The sequence below is a fragment of the Corynebacterium timonense genome (genome assembly GCF_900105305.1).
Lineage (GTDB): Bacteria > Actinomycetota > Actinomycetes > Mycobacteriales > Mycobacteriaceae > Corynebacterium > Corynebacterium timonense.
In genome coordinates, this window is record NZ_LT629765.1 from 426899 (window position 1) to 441089 (window position 14191).

Below are 14191 nucleotides of genomic sequence, written 5' to 3' on the forward strand. Positions count from 1 at the left end.
GCCCGGCCCCAATAGGATTGGGCGCATGACCATCCTTGTCCTCGATCCGCGCTGGCCCGACATGATCCCGCTGGGGGTGGCCTCACGCATCACCGGGCCGGTGGAGTACACCTCCGAGGTCCCGGTGTCTGTGCGGTGGGCGCTGGCCGATGTCACCCCGGGCGGGGCTGGGGGGTGGCTGGTGACGACGGACGCGGGCGATCCTGACGTCGTGAAGCGAGCGGAGTCCGAGGACACGATCGTGGTGCCGAGCCTTGCGGACCCGCTCGCGCAGGCGGAGGAGACGATGCGCCGCGCGCGTGAGCGGGGAGAATGGGAGCGTTCGATGACGCACGAGTCGCTGCTTGCCTACCTCGAGGAAGAGGCCCGCGAGTTCGCGGCGGCCGTGCGCGGCGGGGACGACGCGCAGATGCGCGCGGAGCTTAGCGACGTCTTCCTGCAGGTGCTTTTCCACGCCGAGCTCGCCCGGGAGCGCGGCGCCTTCGACCTCGCGGACGTCGCGGCGGCCTTCGTGGACAAGATGAAGTCCCGCGCCCCCTATCTTTTCGACGGGAGCACGGGACTCGTGGGCCTCGAGGAGCAGGACCGCCTCTGGGCCGAGGGCAAGCGCCGGGAAGGCGCGCCCGGGGCGACCTAGCGCAGGGTGGGCACGAGGTCGCGGATCTGCGGCAGCCCCGCCTGGGAGGACAGCTGCGAGCTGAGCTTGAGGGCCTGGTCGACGGGCGTCTCAGGGTCCGGCTTGACCACGCCGCACTCGAGTGCGCGGTCGCCCACGGCGCTGATGGTGCCGGAGGCGACGAGGCGCAGGGCGGCGTCGTCGCCGATGGCCTTGTTCAGGCTGGTGACCAGGCCGGAGCGGGTGGTCTGGTCGGTGACAAAGCCGGTGGCCCGAAGGGCCGTGCCCACGAGGCCACAGTCGGCGGTGGCGACGTTGCCGTTGACGATCTTCAGCAGCTCGAGGTAGTTGGGCTGGGTCTGTGCCTGAGCGGGGGCGGCGAGGGCCGCCGCGGCGATCAGGCCCGCGGTCAGGGCGGGGGCGATGCGGCGCATAGAGAGTTCCTTTTCCGAATCAAACGACTGGGTCGGATGAAACTCTAGCGCATTTGTGTGACGCATGGTGCGTATCGACGCCCATCTTCCGCGCGACCGACGTTTAGACCGCCTCCACCGCCAGCGACTGCCCCTGCCCGACGCCGATGCACAGCGTGGACAGGCCGCGTGTTGCCCCCTCCTTTTCCATCCGGTTGAGCAGGGTGATGGTAATGCGGCAGCCCGAGGAACCCAACGGGTGGCCGAGGGCGATGGCGCCGCCCCAGGCGTTGACGCGCTCCTGGTCGAGGCCGAGGTCGCGGATGCACGCCAGCGACTGCGAGGCGAAGGCCTCGTTGAGCTCGATCGCGTCGACGTCGTCGACGCTCCAGCCGATCTTGTCAAACAGCTTTTGGGTCGCCGGGACCGGTCCCAGCCCCATGATGTGGGGCGCCAGGCCCGCCGTCGCGGAGCCGACCACGCGGGCGCGCGGGGTCAGGCCGTACTTCTTCAGGGCCGCCTCAGAGCAGACGATGATGGCGGAGGCGCCGTCGTTGAGCGCGGAGGAGTTGCCGGCGGTGACCACGGTGCCGCCCTCTACGACGGGGCGCAGCGTGGCCAGCACCTCGGGGGTGGTGTTCGGGCGGATGCCCTCGTCGCGGGTGACCACGATGTCCTCGGCCTTGCGCTGCGGCACGGTGATCGGGATGATCTCCGAGGCAAACAGCCCCGCCTCGGTGGCCTCGTGCGCGCGGCGCTGGGACTGCACGGCGAAGGCGTCGGCGTCTTCGCGCGAGATGTTCTTCACGCGGGCGACCTCCTCGGCGGTCTCCGGCATGGAGTAGGTGAGCTTCTCCTGCGCGGCGAAGACCGGGTTGGTGAAGCGCCAGCCGATCGAGGTGTCGAAGATCGCGCCGGGGGAGGCGAAGGCCTTCTTCGGCTTCTCCATCACCCAGGGGGCGCGCGACATGGACTCGACGCCGCCGGCGACGATGATGTCGGCGTCGCCCGCTTTGACCAGGGACGCCGCTACCGTGATGGCGTTGAGGCCGGAGGCGCACAGGCGGTTGACGGTGAAGCCGGGGACGGTGTCGGGAAAGCCGGCGAGCAGCCAGGCCATGCGGGCGACGTTGCGGTTGTCCTCGCCGGCGCCGTTCGCGTTGCCCAGGATGACGTCGTCGACGTCGGCGGGGTCGATGCCAGCGTCCTCCACCACCGCCTTGATGGCGGTGGCAGCGAGGTCGTCGGCGCGGATGTCGGAGAGGATCCCGCCGTACTTACCCACGGGGGTGCGCAGGCCGGAGACGAGGTAGGCGTCGTTGGTCATGGTTGTTTTCCTTTACTTGTCGCTCGTGCGGGACTTCTTGGCGGTGAAGGCGGAGATGCCGGTGATTTCGCGGCCGACGATGAGCGCCTGTACGGAGTCGGTGCCCTCGTAGGTGGACACAACTTCCATGTCGGTGAGGTGGCGCGCGACGTGGTTGTCCAGCAGGAGGCCGTTGCCGCCCATCATGTCGCGGGCCTCGCGGCAGATCGCGAGCGCTTTGCGGGAGGTGGTCATCTTGATCAGGGAGGCCATCGGGCCGGTGAAGGCGCCTTCCTCCTGCAGCTGCGCCATGCGGTGCGCGAGGAGCTGCAGGTGGGTGACGTCGGAAAGCATAGTGGCGAGCTTTTCCTGGACCAGCTGGAAGGCGGCGAGGGGGGAGCCGAACTGCTCGCGCTGCAGGGCGTAGGAGCGGGCGATCTCGAAGGCCGCCATGGCGTGGCCGACCGCTTCATAGGACGCGCCGCCGCGAGTGGCGGCCAGGACCTTGTTCACGTCCTTGAAGGAGGAGCAGTTTTTCAGGCGGTTCTCCTCGGGGACGCGGACGTCGGTGATGACGATGTCGCCCTGCAGGATGGCGCGCTTGCCAATCTTGCCGGTGATCACCTCCGGCACGTAGCCCGCCGGGTACTCGCCGTCGACCTTTTCCACCACGAACGCCTTGACCTCGCCGTCGCCTTCGTCGCGGGCGTAGACCACGATGACGTCGCCCGCGTGCCCGTTGCCGATCCACCGCTTGTGCCCGTTGAGCACCCAGGTGTCGCCCTCGCGGCGGGCGGAGGTCTCCAGCGAGACGGAGTCGGAGCCGTGGTTCGGCTCGGTCAGGGCGAACGCGCCCGTCTTTTCCAGACGGGCCATCGCGGGCAGCCACCGCTCGCGCTGCTCCTCGCTGCCGAGGATGTAGATCGAGCCCATGCACAGGTTCGAGTGCACGCCGAAGAAGGTGTTCACAGAGCCGTCGATGCGCCCCATCTCCCGCGCGACCAGGCCGGCTTGGCGGCGCGTCAGGCCGGGACAGCCGTAGCCTTCGATGAAGGTGCCCACGACGCCGAGCTCCGCGAGCGCCGGAAGGATCTCCTCGGGGAACTCCGCGCGCTCCCAGTATTCGTTGATGATGGGCAGGACGTGCTTTTCGCCGAAGTCGCGGATGCGGTCGCGGATGGCCACGTCCTCGGCGGACAGGGTGGAGTCGAGGCCGAGGAAGTCGGAGCGCTCGAGGCCGGACGTGGTGTAGGCGGAGGGGTTCGTGTCGGTCATAGTGCAGGTTCCTTTCTGGGGCGTCGGTGGCGGGGGTGTGTTCATCGGTCTAGGGGGCGGCGCCGTCCAGCCACCGCCGCACGTAGTCCTCGTCGGCGTTGAGCTCCGGGGGAGCCGTCCTGCACGTGGCGGGGGTGCGGCTGAGCGTGATCGGGTTGGCCACGGTGGGGTAGCGCTCGTCGTCGGCGGCGACCCAGATGGGGTCGAGGCCGAGCTGTTCGGCGTAGCGCACGCCGCCGCCGACGGTGAGGATGGGCGCGCAGCACACTCCGGCGGCGCTGAGCACCTCGAGCCAAGCGTCGACGCCGCGCTCGGCGAGGCGGCCCTCGATGGCGGCGCGCAGCGGCGTGCGGTGCTTGTTGCGCAGCTCCATGGAGGCAAAGCGCTGGTCGGCGACGAGCTCCGGCAGGCCGATCGTTGTCATGAGCGTGGCAAACTGGTCGTCGTTACCGCAGCAGATGACCACCTGCCCGTCGCCGGCCCGGAAGGGGCCGTAGGGGAAGAGGCTGGGGTGCTCGTTGCCCATGCGGTAAGGCTCGTGGCCGCCGGCGGTGAACGCGACGGTCTGGTTCACCATCGCCGACAGCGCCGAGGACAGCAGGTTGACCTCGACGGTCTGCGCGGTGCCGGTGGCGGAGCGCTCCTGCAGCGCCGCGAGGATGCCCACGGCGGCGTGGAGGCCGGTGAAAATGTCAAAAAGCGCGAAGCCCCCGCGCTGCGGATTCCCGTCCGCGTCGCCAGTGACGTGCATGAACCCGCTGAGCGCCTGGACGAGCAGGTCGTAGCCGGGAAGGCTCGCCCCGCCCTTGGTGCCAAAGCCCGTGATGGAGGCGTGGATGAGGTCCGGCCAGCGCTCGGCCGTTTGGGAGCGGTCGAGCCCGAAGCGCAGCAGGCCACCGGGCTTAAAGTTCTCCACGAGGACGTCGGCCCGGTCGACGATGCGGTACGCGGTGCGCAGGTCGTCGTCGTTTTTCAGGTCGAGCGCGATGGAGCGCTTGTTGCGGTTGATCGAGAGGAAGTAGGTGCTGTGCCCGTCGATGGAGGGCGGCAGCCACTGGCGGGTGTCGTCGCCGCGCGGCGCTTCGATCTTGATCACGGTGGCGCCGAGGTCGGCGAGCAGCATCGTGCAATAGGGGCCGGCGAGGACCCGCGAGAAGTCGGCGACAACGACGCCGCTGAGCGGGCCGCGTGTGTCCTCGAGTTCGGTATGGTCCATGTCACTATCCTTGTGCTTGTGTTGTTTTGGTAATAAAATCACGGTTGATTCGTACAGTCCAATACTTAATTACGTGCTTATTCATGCTCGACGGTGATTAATAGGGATTACTTGCGCGGGCCAAGTGGTGAAGGGAGGCCAGTGGCATGGAGGTACAGGAGGCCAAGGCGTTCCTTGTGCTGGCAGAGGAGCTTCATTTCGGCCGCGCCGCCGATCGGCTCAACATGGCGCAACCGCCCCTGAGCAGGGCCATCCGCCAGCTGGAGCGCCGCCTGAAGGTGAAGCTGTTCGACCGCAGCACCAGGCGCGTCGAGCTCACCACCGCCGGCGCCGCGCTCGTCGAGCCGGCCCGCAAGCTCGTGGAGGCCTCCGCCGTCGCGGTGCGCACCGCCCGCGACGCGGCCTCGGGCACGACCGGCGTGGTCCGCCTCGGCTTCGCCAGCGCCTCGGTGCGCGGGGTCGTCTCCCAGCTCGTGCGCTCCACGCAGGACCGCCTGCCCAGCGTCACCCTCGAGCTGCATTCCGCGCTACTGTCGGCCAACGGCCTGGACAAGGTCCTCTCCGGTGAGATCGACTGCATGATCGGGCGCTGGAACACCCTCCCGGCGGAGGTCGAGTCCAAGGAGCTTTTCCGCGAAGAAATTGTCGCCGTGGTTTCCGAGACCCATCCCCTCGCGCGGGAGGGGAGGGCGCAGATCAGCATGGCTGACCTGGCCCACGAGGAGTGGATCATGCTGCAGGGCGGGCCGGGGGCGGCGCTGCAGACGCGCGTGTCCACCCTGGCACGCCGGGCGGGGTTTGTGCCCTCGGTGCGCTCCACCGTGCCGGACTCGTGGACCCAGCTCGTGCTCGTCGCCTCTGGCGTCGGCGTGGCGCTGACGCTCGACAGCGTGCGCGACAACACGAACCGCGAGTTTCTGCACTACATGACGCTCAAGGACGAGGACCGCCACGTCGACGTGCAGCTGGTGTGGAAGAAGCACAACGATAACCCAGCCTTCCACAACCTCATGGTCTGCCTCGAGGGCATCTTCCCGCTTACCTACAGCGCGAACTAGCGCGTATCGACGCCCCATTGATACGCACCTGGTAACAGTCGCCCGAGTTGGCGCGGCATGTGTGATATGAAACCTAGGCTGGTCACATTGCATGTCACACCACAGAAGGGGATTGCACGTGGAGTACTCAACAGTTCTGCGACACGACGACGAGGCCGTGGCCACCCTGACGGTGAACCGGCCGGAGAAGATGAACGCCGCGAGCCGGCAGGTGCTCGACGAGCTCAATAGCCACCTCGACGAGATCGAGGGCGACGCGGGGGTCGAGGTCATCATCATCACCGGCGCCGGCGAGACGTCCTTCGTCGCCGGCGCGGACATCAACGAGCTCGCCCTGCGCCGCCCGCTCGACGGCCTCGAGGCCTACATGCAGCGCACCTACGGGCGCATCGCGCACTTTCCCAAACCTGTCATCGCCGCCGTCAACGGCTATGCGCTCGGCGGCGGCTGCGAGCTCGCCCTCGCCTGCGACATCCGCGTCGCCTCCGACACCGCGGTCTTCGGCCTGCCCGAGACCGGCCTGGGCATCCTCCCCGGCGCCGGCGGCACCCAGCGCCTCGTCGAGGCGGTGGGGCGCGGCCCCGCGATCGACATGATCATCACCGGCCGGCGCATCAGCGCCGCCGAGGCGCTCCAGTGGGGGCTGGTGACCTACGTGACGGACGCCGAGTCGCTGCTCGAGCAGGCCGCCACGATCGCCACCCGGATTCGCCGCAAGGGCCCCACCGCCGTTGCGCTCGTGCGCCAGGTCGTCGCCCACAGCGCCGCCGCGAGCGAGGAGACGGGCATGTTCGTCGAGCGCCTCGCGCAGTCGCTGCTCTACGCCACGGCCGAAAAGCGCGAGGGCGTCGAGGCTTCCCTGTCCAAGCGCCACCCCGACTTCGCCGCGGTCAAGGGCGAAAGCTGACCCCACACACCACGTTTACAAGGAGCACACATGGCAGACATCTCTCACGTCACTGTTATCGGGTCCGGCACGATGGGCTCGCAGATCGGCATGGTGGCCGCCCTCTCGGGCTTTCGCACCACCGTCGTCGACCTTTCTGAGGACGCGCTCGCCGCGGCCGAGAAGCAGCTGCGTAGCCGCATGGAACGCGACGTAGAAAAAGGCCGCCGCACCCAGGGCGACGTCGACGCCGCCTTCGACCGCCTCGACTTCACCACCGACCAGGCCGCGGCCGTCGCCGAGACCGACATCGTCATCGAGGCGGCGGTGGAAAACATCGAGATCAAGCGATCCATCCTCGCCGAGCTGGACGCGCAGGCCCCCGAGGGAGCCATTCTGGCTACGAACTCCTCCAACATCGTCTCCTCCCGCCTGGCGGACGCCACCAACCGGCCCGAGAAGGTGTGCAACATGCACTTTTTCAACCCGGTGCTGGTGATGAAGGCCTGCGAGATCGTCGGGCACGAGGGCACGAGCGAGGAGACGCTGGCGGCGGTGGACACGCTCGCACGGGCGATGGGCCGCGACGTGATCCGCGTGCGCCGCGAGATCCCCGGCTTCGTTGCCAACCGCCTGCTCAACGCGCTGCGCACCGAGGCACTCAAGCTCTACGAGGAGGGCTACGCCTCGTTCGAGGACATCGACACGGCGGCGCGCTCCGCGCTGCGCCACCCGATGGGCCCCTTCGAGCTCATGGACCTCGTCGGCATCGACGTCGCCTACCTTATCCGCAAGGCCGAGTACGAGCAGACCGGCGACGAGTCCTCCCTGCCCGCCGCAGCGATGGAGCGCATGTACAACACCGGCAACTACGGCAAGAAGACCGGCAAAGGCTGGTACGAGTACGACGACCAGGGGCGCAAGGGCCGCCCGAACCCCGACTTCTAAGCAGTAACGCCCAACGCCCCGCTCCGGTGAGAACCGGGCGGGGCGTTCCGCGTGGCGTCGTTACGCGAAGTTCAGGCCGGTGAACCTGCCGTCGGCGCGCCATTGACGCACGTGGTTGAAGAAGGCCTTCTTGCCGGCGGGGAAGCCCACCGAGCGGCGCTCCGCCATGCCGATCTCCCGCTTGCCCTCGCCGTTGAGGTAGCCGGGGGTGCACTCGGGGTCGTCGGCGACCGTGCCGTTTTCCACGAGGTGGTCGACCCACGCGTCCTCCGCTTCCTGCGTCGGCTCGAAGACCTCCGCGCCGGAATCCAGCGTGTGGTCAATGACGGCGCGCAGCACGCGAGCGCCGTCCGCGAAGTTCTGCGGCACGTTGGAGACCAGGAACGCCGCCTGCACGGACTGCTGGAAGAACATGTTGGGGAAGTCGTGGGTGAAGTAGCCCATGTAGGTGAGCATCCCGTCGTTCCACTTGTCGCGCAGCTTCAGGCCGTTGCGGCCGATGACGTCGAAGAAGGCGTCCTTGGAGGCGTTGCGGTTGTAGAGGAACCCCGTGGAGTAGATGATCATGTCCACCGGGTACTCCACGCCCTGGATGACCACGCCGTTTTCGGTGATGCGCTCGACGCCCTTACCGTCGGTGTCCACGAGCTCCACGTTGTCGCGGTTGAAGGTCTGCAGGTACTCGTCGTGGAAGCCGGGGCGCTTGCACCACGCGCGGTACCAGGCCTTGAGGCCGTCCGCGGTCGCCTTGTCCTCGACCTCCACGTCCGTCCTATCACGGATGGACTGCTGCACCTCGTCGTCCCACTGGTAGAGCACCGACCGGAACTTCTCGGGGGTCATGTCGCCCTCAATGGCCTCCAGGCGGTGCGCGAGCTTGCGCCCGTTCATGGTCCAGCCGTCGCTGAGCAGGTCGACGGTGTCACTGGAGGGGTAGTTGCCCACCTTGTACTCCTCGACGAAGTCGAGGAAGTTGTCGTAGACCTTCTGCTGCCAGCCCTCCTGGGAGGTCAGCTCGTCCCACCACTCGTAGTCCGTCGGGCCGTTGCCGCGCACGTCCACCGAGGTCGGGGTACGCTGGATCACGAGCAGCTTCTTGGCGGTCTTCGCCAGCTCGGGAACAACCTGGATGGCCGTGGCGCCGGTGCCGATGATGGCCACCGTCTTGTCGCTCAGCTTGTCCATCTCGGCGCCGTCGGGGGAGCCGCCGGTGGCGTTGTAATCCCAACGCGCGGTGTGGAACCACTCGCCCTTGTAGTCCATCGTGCCCGGGAAGGAGGGCAGGCGCGGGACGTTGAGCGAGCCGATTCCGAGGCTGACAAACTGCGAGGTGAAGTTGTCGCCGCGGTTGGTGGTGATGCGCCAGCGCTTGATGTCCTCCTCCCACGACAGGCCGGTGACGCGGGTGTGGAAGTACGCGTCCTTGTACAGGTCGAAGTGGCGGCCGATGCGCTGCGCGTGGGCGTAGATCTCGGGGCCGTGGGCGTAGCGCTCAGTCGGCTTGTGGCCGGTCTCCTCCAGCAGAGGCATGTACACCACGGAGGCGGTGTCGCACATGACGCCGGGGTAGCGGTTCCAGTACCACACGCCGCCGAAGTCGCCGGCTTGGTCGAGGATGCGCAACTGGCGGTCGGATTTGCGCAGCTCAGCGGCGGTCATGAGGCCCGCCCAGCCGCCGCCGAGGAGGGTGACCTCGACGTCGTCGTGGAGCGGCTCGCGCGGGGTGACCTCCTTGTAGGGGTCCAGCTCGTCGGGGTTGATGATGGTCTCGATGCGGACGAAGTCCTCGTCCTTCGACTTGCGGGCGGCGAGGCGCTTGTCGCGCTCCTCGTCGTACTTGCGCTGCAGATCCTTGTTGGGCACGGTCGTGGTCATTGTGTTGTCCTGCTTTCTGGCTTTCTGGGTTTCTGGGTTTTAGCTGGCGTTTTAGCGCTGGTCCTGCCACGCGGTGAAGGTGGCTTCGTCGAGGTCGTTGACGATGCGGAGGCCGTCGGCGTCGAAAACGCCCGTTGTCGTCGTTCCGTCCCCGAAGTAGGGCTCCCAGCCCGGGTTCAGCGTGGTGATGAAGGACACCCACGCGCCGTGCGCGGCGTCCGCGAGCGCGCCGGGGAGGTCCTCGCCGGCGGTGGCGCGCGCCGCGTCCGTGTCCACGGTGTTGAACACGAAGGGCAGCTCGAGCATGTGGTACGAGCCCAACGCGCCGCCGAACGAAGGGGAGGGCCACACGAACTTGTAGCGGAATGTCGGGGCCGAGCTCGCTTGTCGACGCCTGACGAACTCCCGCAACGGGAGTTGGAACTTCCACAGGTCCATAAACGTGGTCAGGCTGCGTCCCGGGTGCGGGTCCGCCTCGTCGGTGACCAGGCGGATCACAGTCTCCGGGTCGCGGGCTCCGCCCGCGCGCACCGCGGCCTCGAGCTGCTCGGGGGTGGCCGAGTCGTAGAGCCCCAGGCCGGTGACGAACATGGATCCCTCGTCCTGGTTGGTGCCGATGAGCACTGGGACGTCGGCGCCCTCGCCGCGGGCGAGCACGTCGAGCGGGTGCTCCGGCAGCACGTCGCCGTCGATGCTGGGCTGCCACGCCATGCTGCTTCCCGCCAGGTCGGCGAAGGTCTGCGTGTCCGTGGATGCGGCCACCTCCGCCTCGATCGCGGCCGAGGCCTGGAGGATTGTCTCTTCCGGCAGCGCGCCGAGCGCCTCCGCGGTGGGCTCGGCGCCGACGTGCTCCGCGAAGCGCCGGCCAACGGCCAGCGCTCCCTCCTGGGCAACGACGTTGTGCGCCGCGCCCGATTCGAGGATCGCCCCGTGAAATAGGCCGCGCGCCTTCGGGGAAGCGAGCAGCGCCGCGACGCTCATCGCGCCGGCGGATTCGCCGCCGATGACGACATGGTCGGGGTTTCCGCCGAACTGCGAGATGTTGTCGCGGACCCAGGTCAGAGCCGCAATTTGGTCGCGGAGCATGTTGTTCGACGTGCCGTCGTCAAGCTGGATCCCGCCCTCGGCGCCGAGCCTGTAGTTCAGCGTCACGGCGACGATGCCGTTCGCGGCAAAGGACGCGCCGTCGAGCACTTCGGTGGCACCCGAACCGTTGCGGTAGGCCCCGCCGTGGATGAACACGTAGACCGGCGCCTGCCCCTGGGGGTCCGGCGTCCAGACGTTCAGGTTGAGCCTGTCCTCGCCCATGTACAGCGGGTTATCAATCAAAGCCAGCGCGGCCTGCGGGTACTGGTTTTGCGCCGCGGTCGGCCCGTACGTGCGGGCGTCAAACCCCTCCGGAAGCGCAACAGCCTCCGGAGGGCGGAAGCGTCGCGCGCCGACGGGCGGCTTCGCGTACGAGATTCCGTAAAAAGCAGTGACGGTCCGGCCCGACGTGCGGGGCCCGGTGACGTCAACGCCGCTGATGGTTACCATTGCTTTCTTCTCTACTTCTCCGAACGTGGTGGGTACTTCACCCCGGCGAGGCCGGTTGCCTCCGCTGTGGGTTACTCCGCACCGTAATGGTTTATGTGATGCACGTCTCTCACTGCGAGAAAATTAGTGCGATTCATTCCAAGTTCGGCACCCGCTTTTTCGTTTGGTGAATGAAACAAGAGAGTTTCGTTTGGGGCGTCCTATTGGCGCTGGATCGCGACGTTGGGCCTGCTCGTAGGGGGCGCTCGATAACGCCTGGGGTCTGTCGGGTTTCGTGGAGGCGGAATGGGTTTTGCTTGATGCCCTGGTCGTCCCCGGGGAGGCCCCGGGTCGCGTGCCTTGGAATGCGTTGAGGTCGACGTGTTGTGGTGCCCTGGTCGACGTCAGCGACAACCCGCACGCAAAACCCCTGGTCGCGTGCCTTGGAATGTGTTGAGGTTGACTAGGTCGGGCACCCTCCTCGACCTTAGCGAGGTCCCGCTCGTAAAACCCCAGGTGGCGTGAGCCTGGATTGCGTTGAGGTCGAGTGGGCCCGGCGCCCTCCTCGACCTCAGCGACATCCCGCGCGTAAAACCCAAGGTCGCGCAGCCCCTCAACACCGTGAGGTCGAGTAGGCCCGGCGCCCTGGTCGACCTCAGCGACATCCCGTACACAAAACCCCAGGTCGCGCAACCCCACAACACCTTGAGGTCGACTAGCCCCAGCGTCCTAAAGGCACAACGGCGACAACCCACACACAAAACCCCAGGTTGACCTCAGCGAAAACCAGGAGCGCAACGCCACAGGAACCTCAACCGAAACCGTTTCGTGGGCGGGCAGCGGGAACCGGTAGACTACGCCCCCATGGCTTCACCCCGACACGGACACAACTCTGTTGCCGCTGGCTGCGGTTGTGTGGGTGTGGTCGGTGTGGTGATGGCGGTTGTGCTGATTATCGCCTTGACTGGCTGGTTGTTTTCCATCTTCGATACCCCCACCCCGGGGGCGCACCGCCAGCCGATCCCTACTGATATTCCTCCGGCTGCCGCGCAGGCGCCGCCGCCTATCGACGTCCACGCGCCCGGCCGCACCGCCGACCAGCTCGCTGACTGGGCGGCGCCTATTTCCGAGGCCACCGGAGTGGACCCCCAAGCGATCCGCGCCTACGGCAATGCGGCGCTCATCGCGGCGGAGGCGTGGCCGGCGTGCAACCTGAGCTGGAACACACTGGCCGGCATCGGGTGGGTGGAAACCCGTCACGGCACGTACACGGGGCGTACCTTCGACCCGGGCCGGCTCGACGACAACGGCTACGCCACCCCACCGATCATCGGCCCTGCGTTGGACGGCTCGACTGGTTTTGCACGTATCGAGGACACCGACGGGGGAGCGCTCGACGGCGACACGGAGTTCGATCGGGCTGTCGGGCCGATGCAGTTCATCCCGGGGTCGTGGGGGATCCACGGGCGCGACGCGAACGGCGACGGCTACTCGGACCCGCAGCAGATTGACGACGCCGCACTGAGCGCGGCGAGCCTCGTTTGCGCGCATGGGCGCGACGTGTCAACGCCCGAGGGATGGCAGGAGGCGGTCCTGTCGTACAACAACTCCCATGACTACGTAAGAAAGGTGCGCGACGCCGCGGCGAACTACGCGGTGAACCAGCCGGCGACCCGTTAAGGGGCGACGCACGCGGGGTGTTTCTGGAACAATGGGGCGCTGGACAAGTCCTTTGTTACCCGAGCTCCGAAGGAGTGTGCCCAGTGGCCGACATCATTCACGTTTTCGCCCGCGAGATCATGGATTCGCGCGGCAACCCCACGGTCGAAGCGGAGGTTTTTCTTGACGACGGCTCCCACGGCCGCGCAGGCGTCCCGTCCGGCGCGTCGACGGGGCAGCACGAGGCGCACGAGCTTCGCGACGACGACGAGCGCTACAACGGCAAGGGCGTGCTCAAGGCGGTGAACAACGTCAACGAGGAGATCGCTGACGCGCTCGTCGGCATCGAGGCGGATGACCAGCGCCTCGTCGACCTGGCCCTGATCGAGCTCGACGGCACCGACAACAAGTCCCGCTTGGGCGCCAACGCCATCCTCGGCGTGTCCATGGCGGTCGCCCACGCCGCGGCCGAGGCCGCGGACCTGCCCCTCTACCGCTACATTGGCGGCCCGAACGCCCACGTGCTGCCAGTGCCAATGATGAACATCCTCAACGGCGGCGTCCACGCGGACTCGGGCGTCGACGTCCAGGAGTTCATGATCGCCCCGCTTGGCGCCGAGACCTTTGCGGAGGCCCTGCGCATGGGCGCTGAGGTGTACCACGCCCTGAAGTCCGTGATTAAGGCGAAGGGCCTGTCCACTGGGCTTGGCGACGAGGGCGGCTTCGCCCCCTCGGTCGCCTCCACCGCGGACGCTCTGGACCTCATCGTTGAGGCGGTGGAGAAGGCCGGCTATTCCCTCGGCTCCGACATCGCTCTCGCGCTCGACGTCGCCTCCTCCGAGTTCTACGACAACGGCACCTACAGCTTCGAGGGCGGCCTGCACACTTCCGAGGAGATGATCCAGGTTTATGCCGACCTGGTGGAGAAGTACCCGATCGTCTCCATCGAGGACCCGTTGGATGAGGACGACTGGGACGGCTACGTCGCCCTCACCGAGAAGCTCGGCGACAAGGTGCAGATCGTCGGCGACGACTTCTTTGTCACCAACCCGCAGCGCCTTGCACAGGGCATCGAGAAGGGCGCGGCCAACGCGCTGCTGGTCAAGGTCAACCAGATCGGCACCCTGTCCGAGACCTTCGACGCCGTCGACCTCGCGCACCGCAACGGCTACCGCACCATGATGTCCCACCGCTCCGGCGAGACCGAGGACACCACCATCGCTGATCTCGCGGTGGCGCTGGGCTGCGGCCAGATCAAGACCGGCGCGCCCGCCCGCTCGGAGCGCGTGGCCAAGTACAACCAGCTCCTGCGCATCGAGCAGCAGCTTGGTGACGCCGCCGTGTACGCCGGGCGTTCCGCCTTCCCGAGGTTTAACGGCTAAGCCCCTGGGATTCCGCGGCCCGCCGTTTTCCCGCGCTCAAGG

The 14191-nt window shown here is 67.5% G+C and carries 12 protein-coding genes; 6 read left to right on the forward strand and 6 right to left on the reverse strand.

The window, feature by feature from the left end; genetic code table 11:
* The first annotated feature begins 25 nt into the window (after nucleotides 1-25).
* Nucleotides 26-637, forward strand: a complete 612-nt coding sequence (locus tag BLT81_RS02140; RefSeq protein ID WP_019193203.1) for a MazG nucleotide pyrophosphohydrolase domain-containing protein — start codon at nucleotides 26-28, stop codon at nucleotides 635-637.
* On the opposite strand, the gene BLT81_RS02145 is transcribed toward BLT81_RS02140, so the two are convergent.
* The 4 genes from BLT81_RS02145 to BLT81_RS02160 all read right to left on the reverse strand — a co-directional run bounded on the left by BLT81_RS02145 (nucleotide 634) and on the right by BLT81_RS02160 (nucleotide 4826).
* The gene (locus tag BLT81_RS02145) at nucleotides 634-1050 is read right to left on the reverse strand and encodes a hypothetical protein (protein WP_019193202.1); all 417 of its coding nucleotides are present in this window, start codon (nucleotides 1048-1050) and stop codon (nucleotides 634-636) included. The genes BLT81_RS02140 and BLT81_RS02145 overlap by 4 nt on opposite strands.
* A gap of 103 nt (nucleotides 1051-1153) precedes the next feature.
* Nucleotides 1154-2356, reverse strand: coding sequence for an acetyl-CoA C-acyltransferase (locus tag BLT81_RS02150; protein ID WP_019193201.1), 1203 nt, complete (start codon nucleotides 2354-2356; stop codon nucleotides 1154-1156).
* 12 nt (nucleotides 2357-2368) lie between these two features.
* Nucleotides 2369-3610, reverse strand: a complete 1242-nt coding sequence (locus BLT81_RS02155) for an acyl-CoA dehydrogenase family protein (RefSeq protein WP_019193200.1) — start codon at nucleotides 3608-3610, stop codon at nucleotides 2369-2371.
* Nucleotides 3611-3659: 49 nt separating this feature from the next.
* Entirely contained in the window at nucleotides 3660-4826 is a 1167-nt protein-coding gene (locus BLT81_RS02160) for a CaiB/BaiF CoA transferase family protein (protein WP_019193199.1), read from the reverse strand.
* A 146-nt stretch (nucleotides 4827-4972) separates the two neighbouring features.
* Here BLT81_RS02160 and BLT81_RS02165 point away from each other — a divergent pair, with 146 nt between their 5' ends.
* The 3 genes from BLT81_RS02165 (at nucleotide 4973) to BLT81_RS02175 (ending at nucleotide 7718) form a co-directional block, all read left to right on the forward strand.
* Nucleotides 4973-5884, forward strand: a complete 912-nt coding sequence (locus tag BLT81_RS02165; protein ID WP_019193198.1) for a LysR family transcriptional regulator — start codon at nucleotides 4973-4975, stop codon at nucleotides 5882-5884.
* Between the two features lie 118 nt (nucleotides 5885-6002).
* Nucleotides 6003-6791, forward strand: a complete 789-nt coding sequence (locus BLT81_RS02170; protein ID WP_019193197.1) for an enoyl-CoA hydratase/isomerase family protein — start codon at nucleotides 6003-6005, stop codon at nucleotides 6789-6791.
* Nucleotides 6792-6821: 30 nt separating this feature from the next.
* Nucleotides 6822-7718, forward strand: coding sequence for a 3-hydroxyacyl-CoA dehydrogenase family protein (locus BLT81_RS02175; RefSeq protein WP_019193196.1), 897 nt, complete (start codon nucleotides 6822-6824; stop codon nucleotides 7716-7718).
* A 60-nt stretch (nucleotides 7719-7778) separates the two neighbouring features.
* Here BLT81_RS02175 and BLT81_RS02180 read toward each other — a convergent pair whose 3' ends face one another.
* Nucleotides 7779-9593: a flavin-containing monooxygenase gene (locus BLT81_RS02180; RefSeq protein WP_019193195.1), complete on the reverse strand. Its 1815-nt coding sequence runs from the start codon at nucleotides 9591-9593 to the stop codon at nucleotides 7779-7781.
* Between the two features lie 51 nt (nucleotides 9594-9644).
* The gene (locus tag BLT81_RS02185) at nucleotides 9645-11129 is read right to left on the reverse strand and encodes a carboxylesterase/lipase family protein (protein ID WP_019193194.1); all 1485 of its coding nucleotides are present in this window, start codon (nucleotides 11127-11129) and stop codon (nucleotides 9645-9647) included.
* A gap of 915 nt (nucleotides 11130-12044) precedes the next feature.
* On the opposite strand from BLT81_RS02185, the gene BLT81_RS02190 reads away from it, so the two are divergent.
* On the forward strand, nucleotides 12045-12788 hold the full coding sequence (locus BLT81_RS02190; protein ID WP_040420828.1) for a lytic transglycosylase domain-containing protein: 744 nt from the start codon (nucleotides 12045-12047) through the stop codon (nucleotides 12786-12788).
* An 83-nt stretch (nucleotides 12789-12871) separates the two neighbouring features.
* Nucleotides 12872-14149, forward strand: a complete 1278-nt coding sequence (eno, locus tag BLT81_RS02195; RefSeq protein WP_019193192.1) for a phosphopyruvate hydratase — start codon at nucleotides 12872-12874, stop codon at nucleotides 14147-14149.
* Nucleotides 14150-14191: the final 42 nt, after the last annotated feature.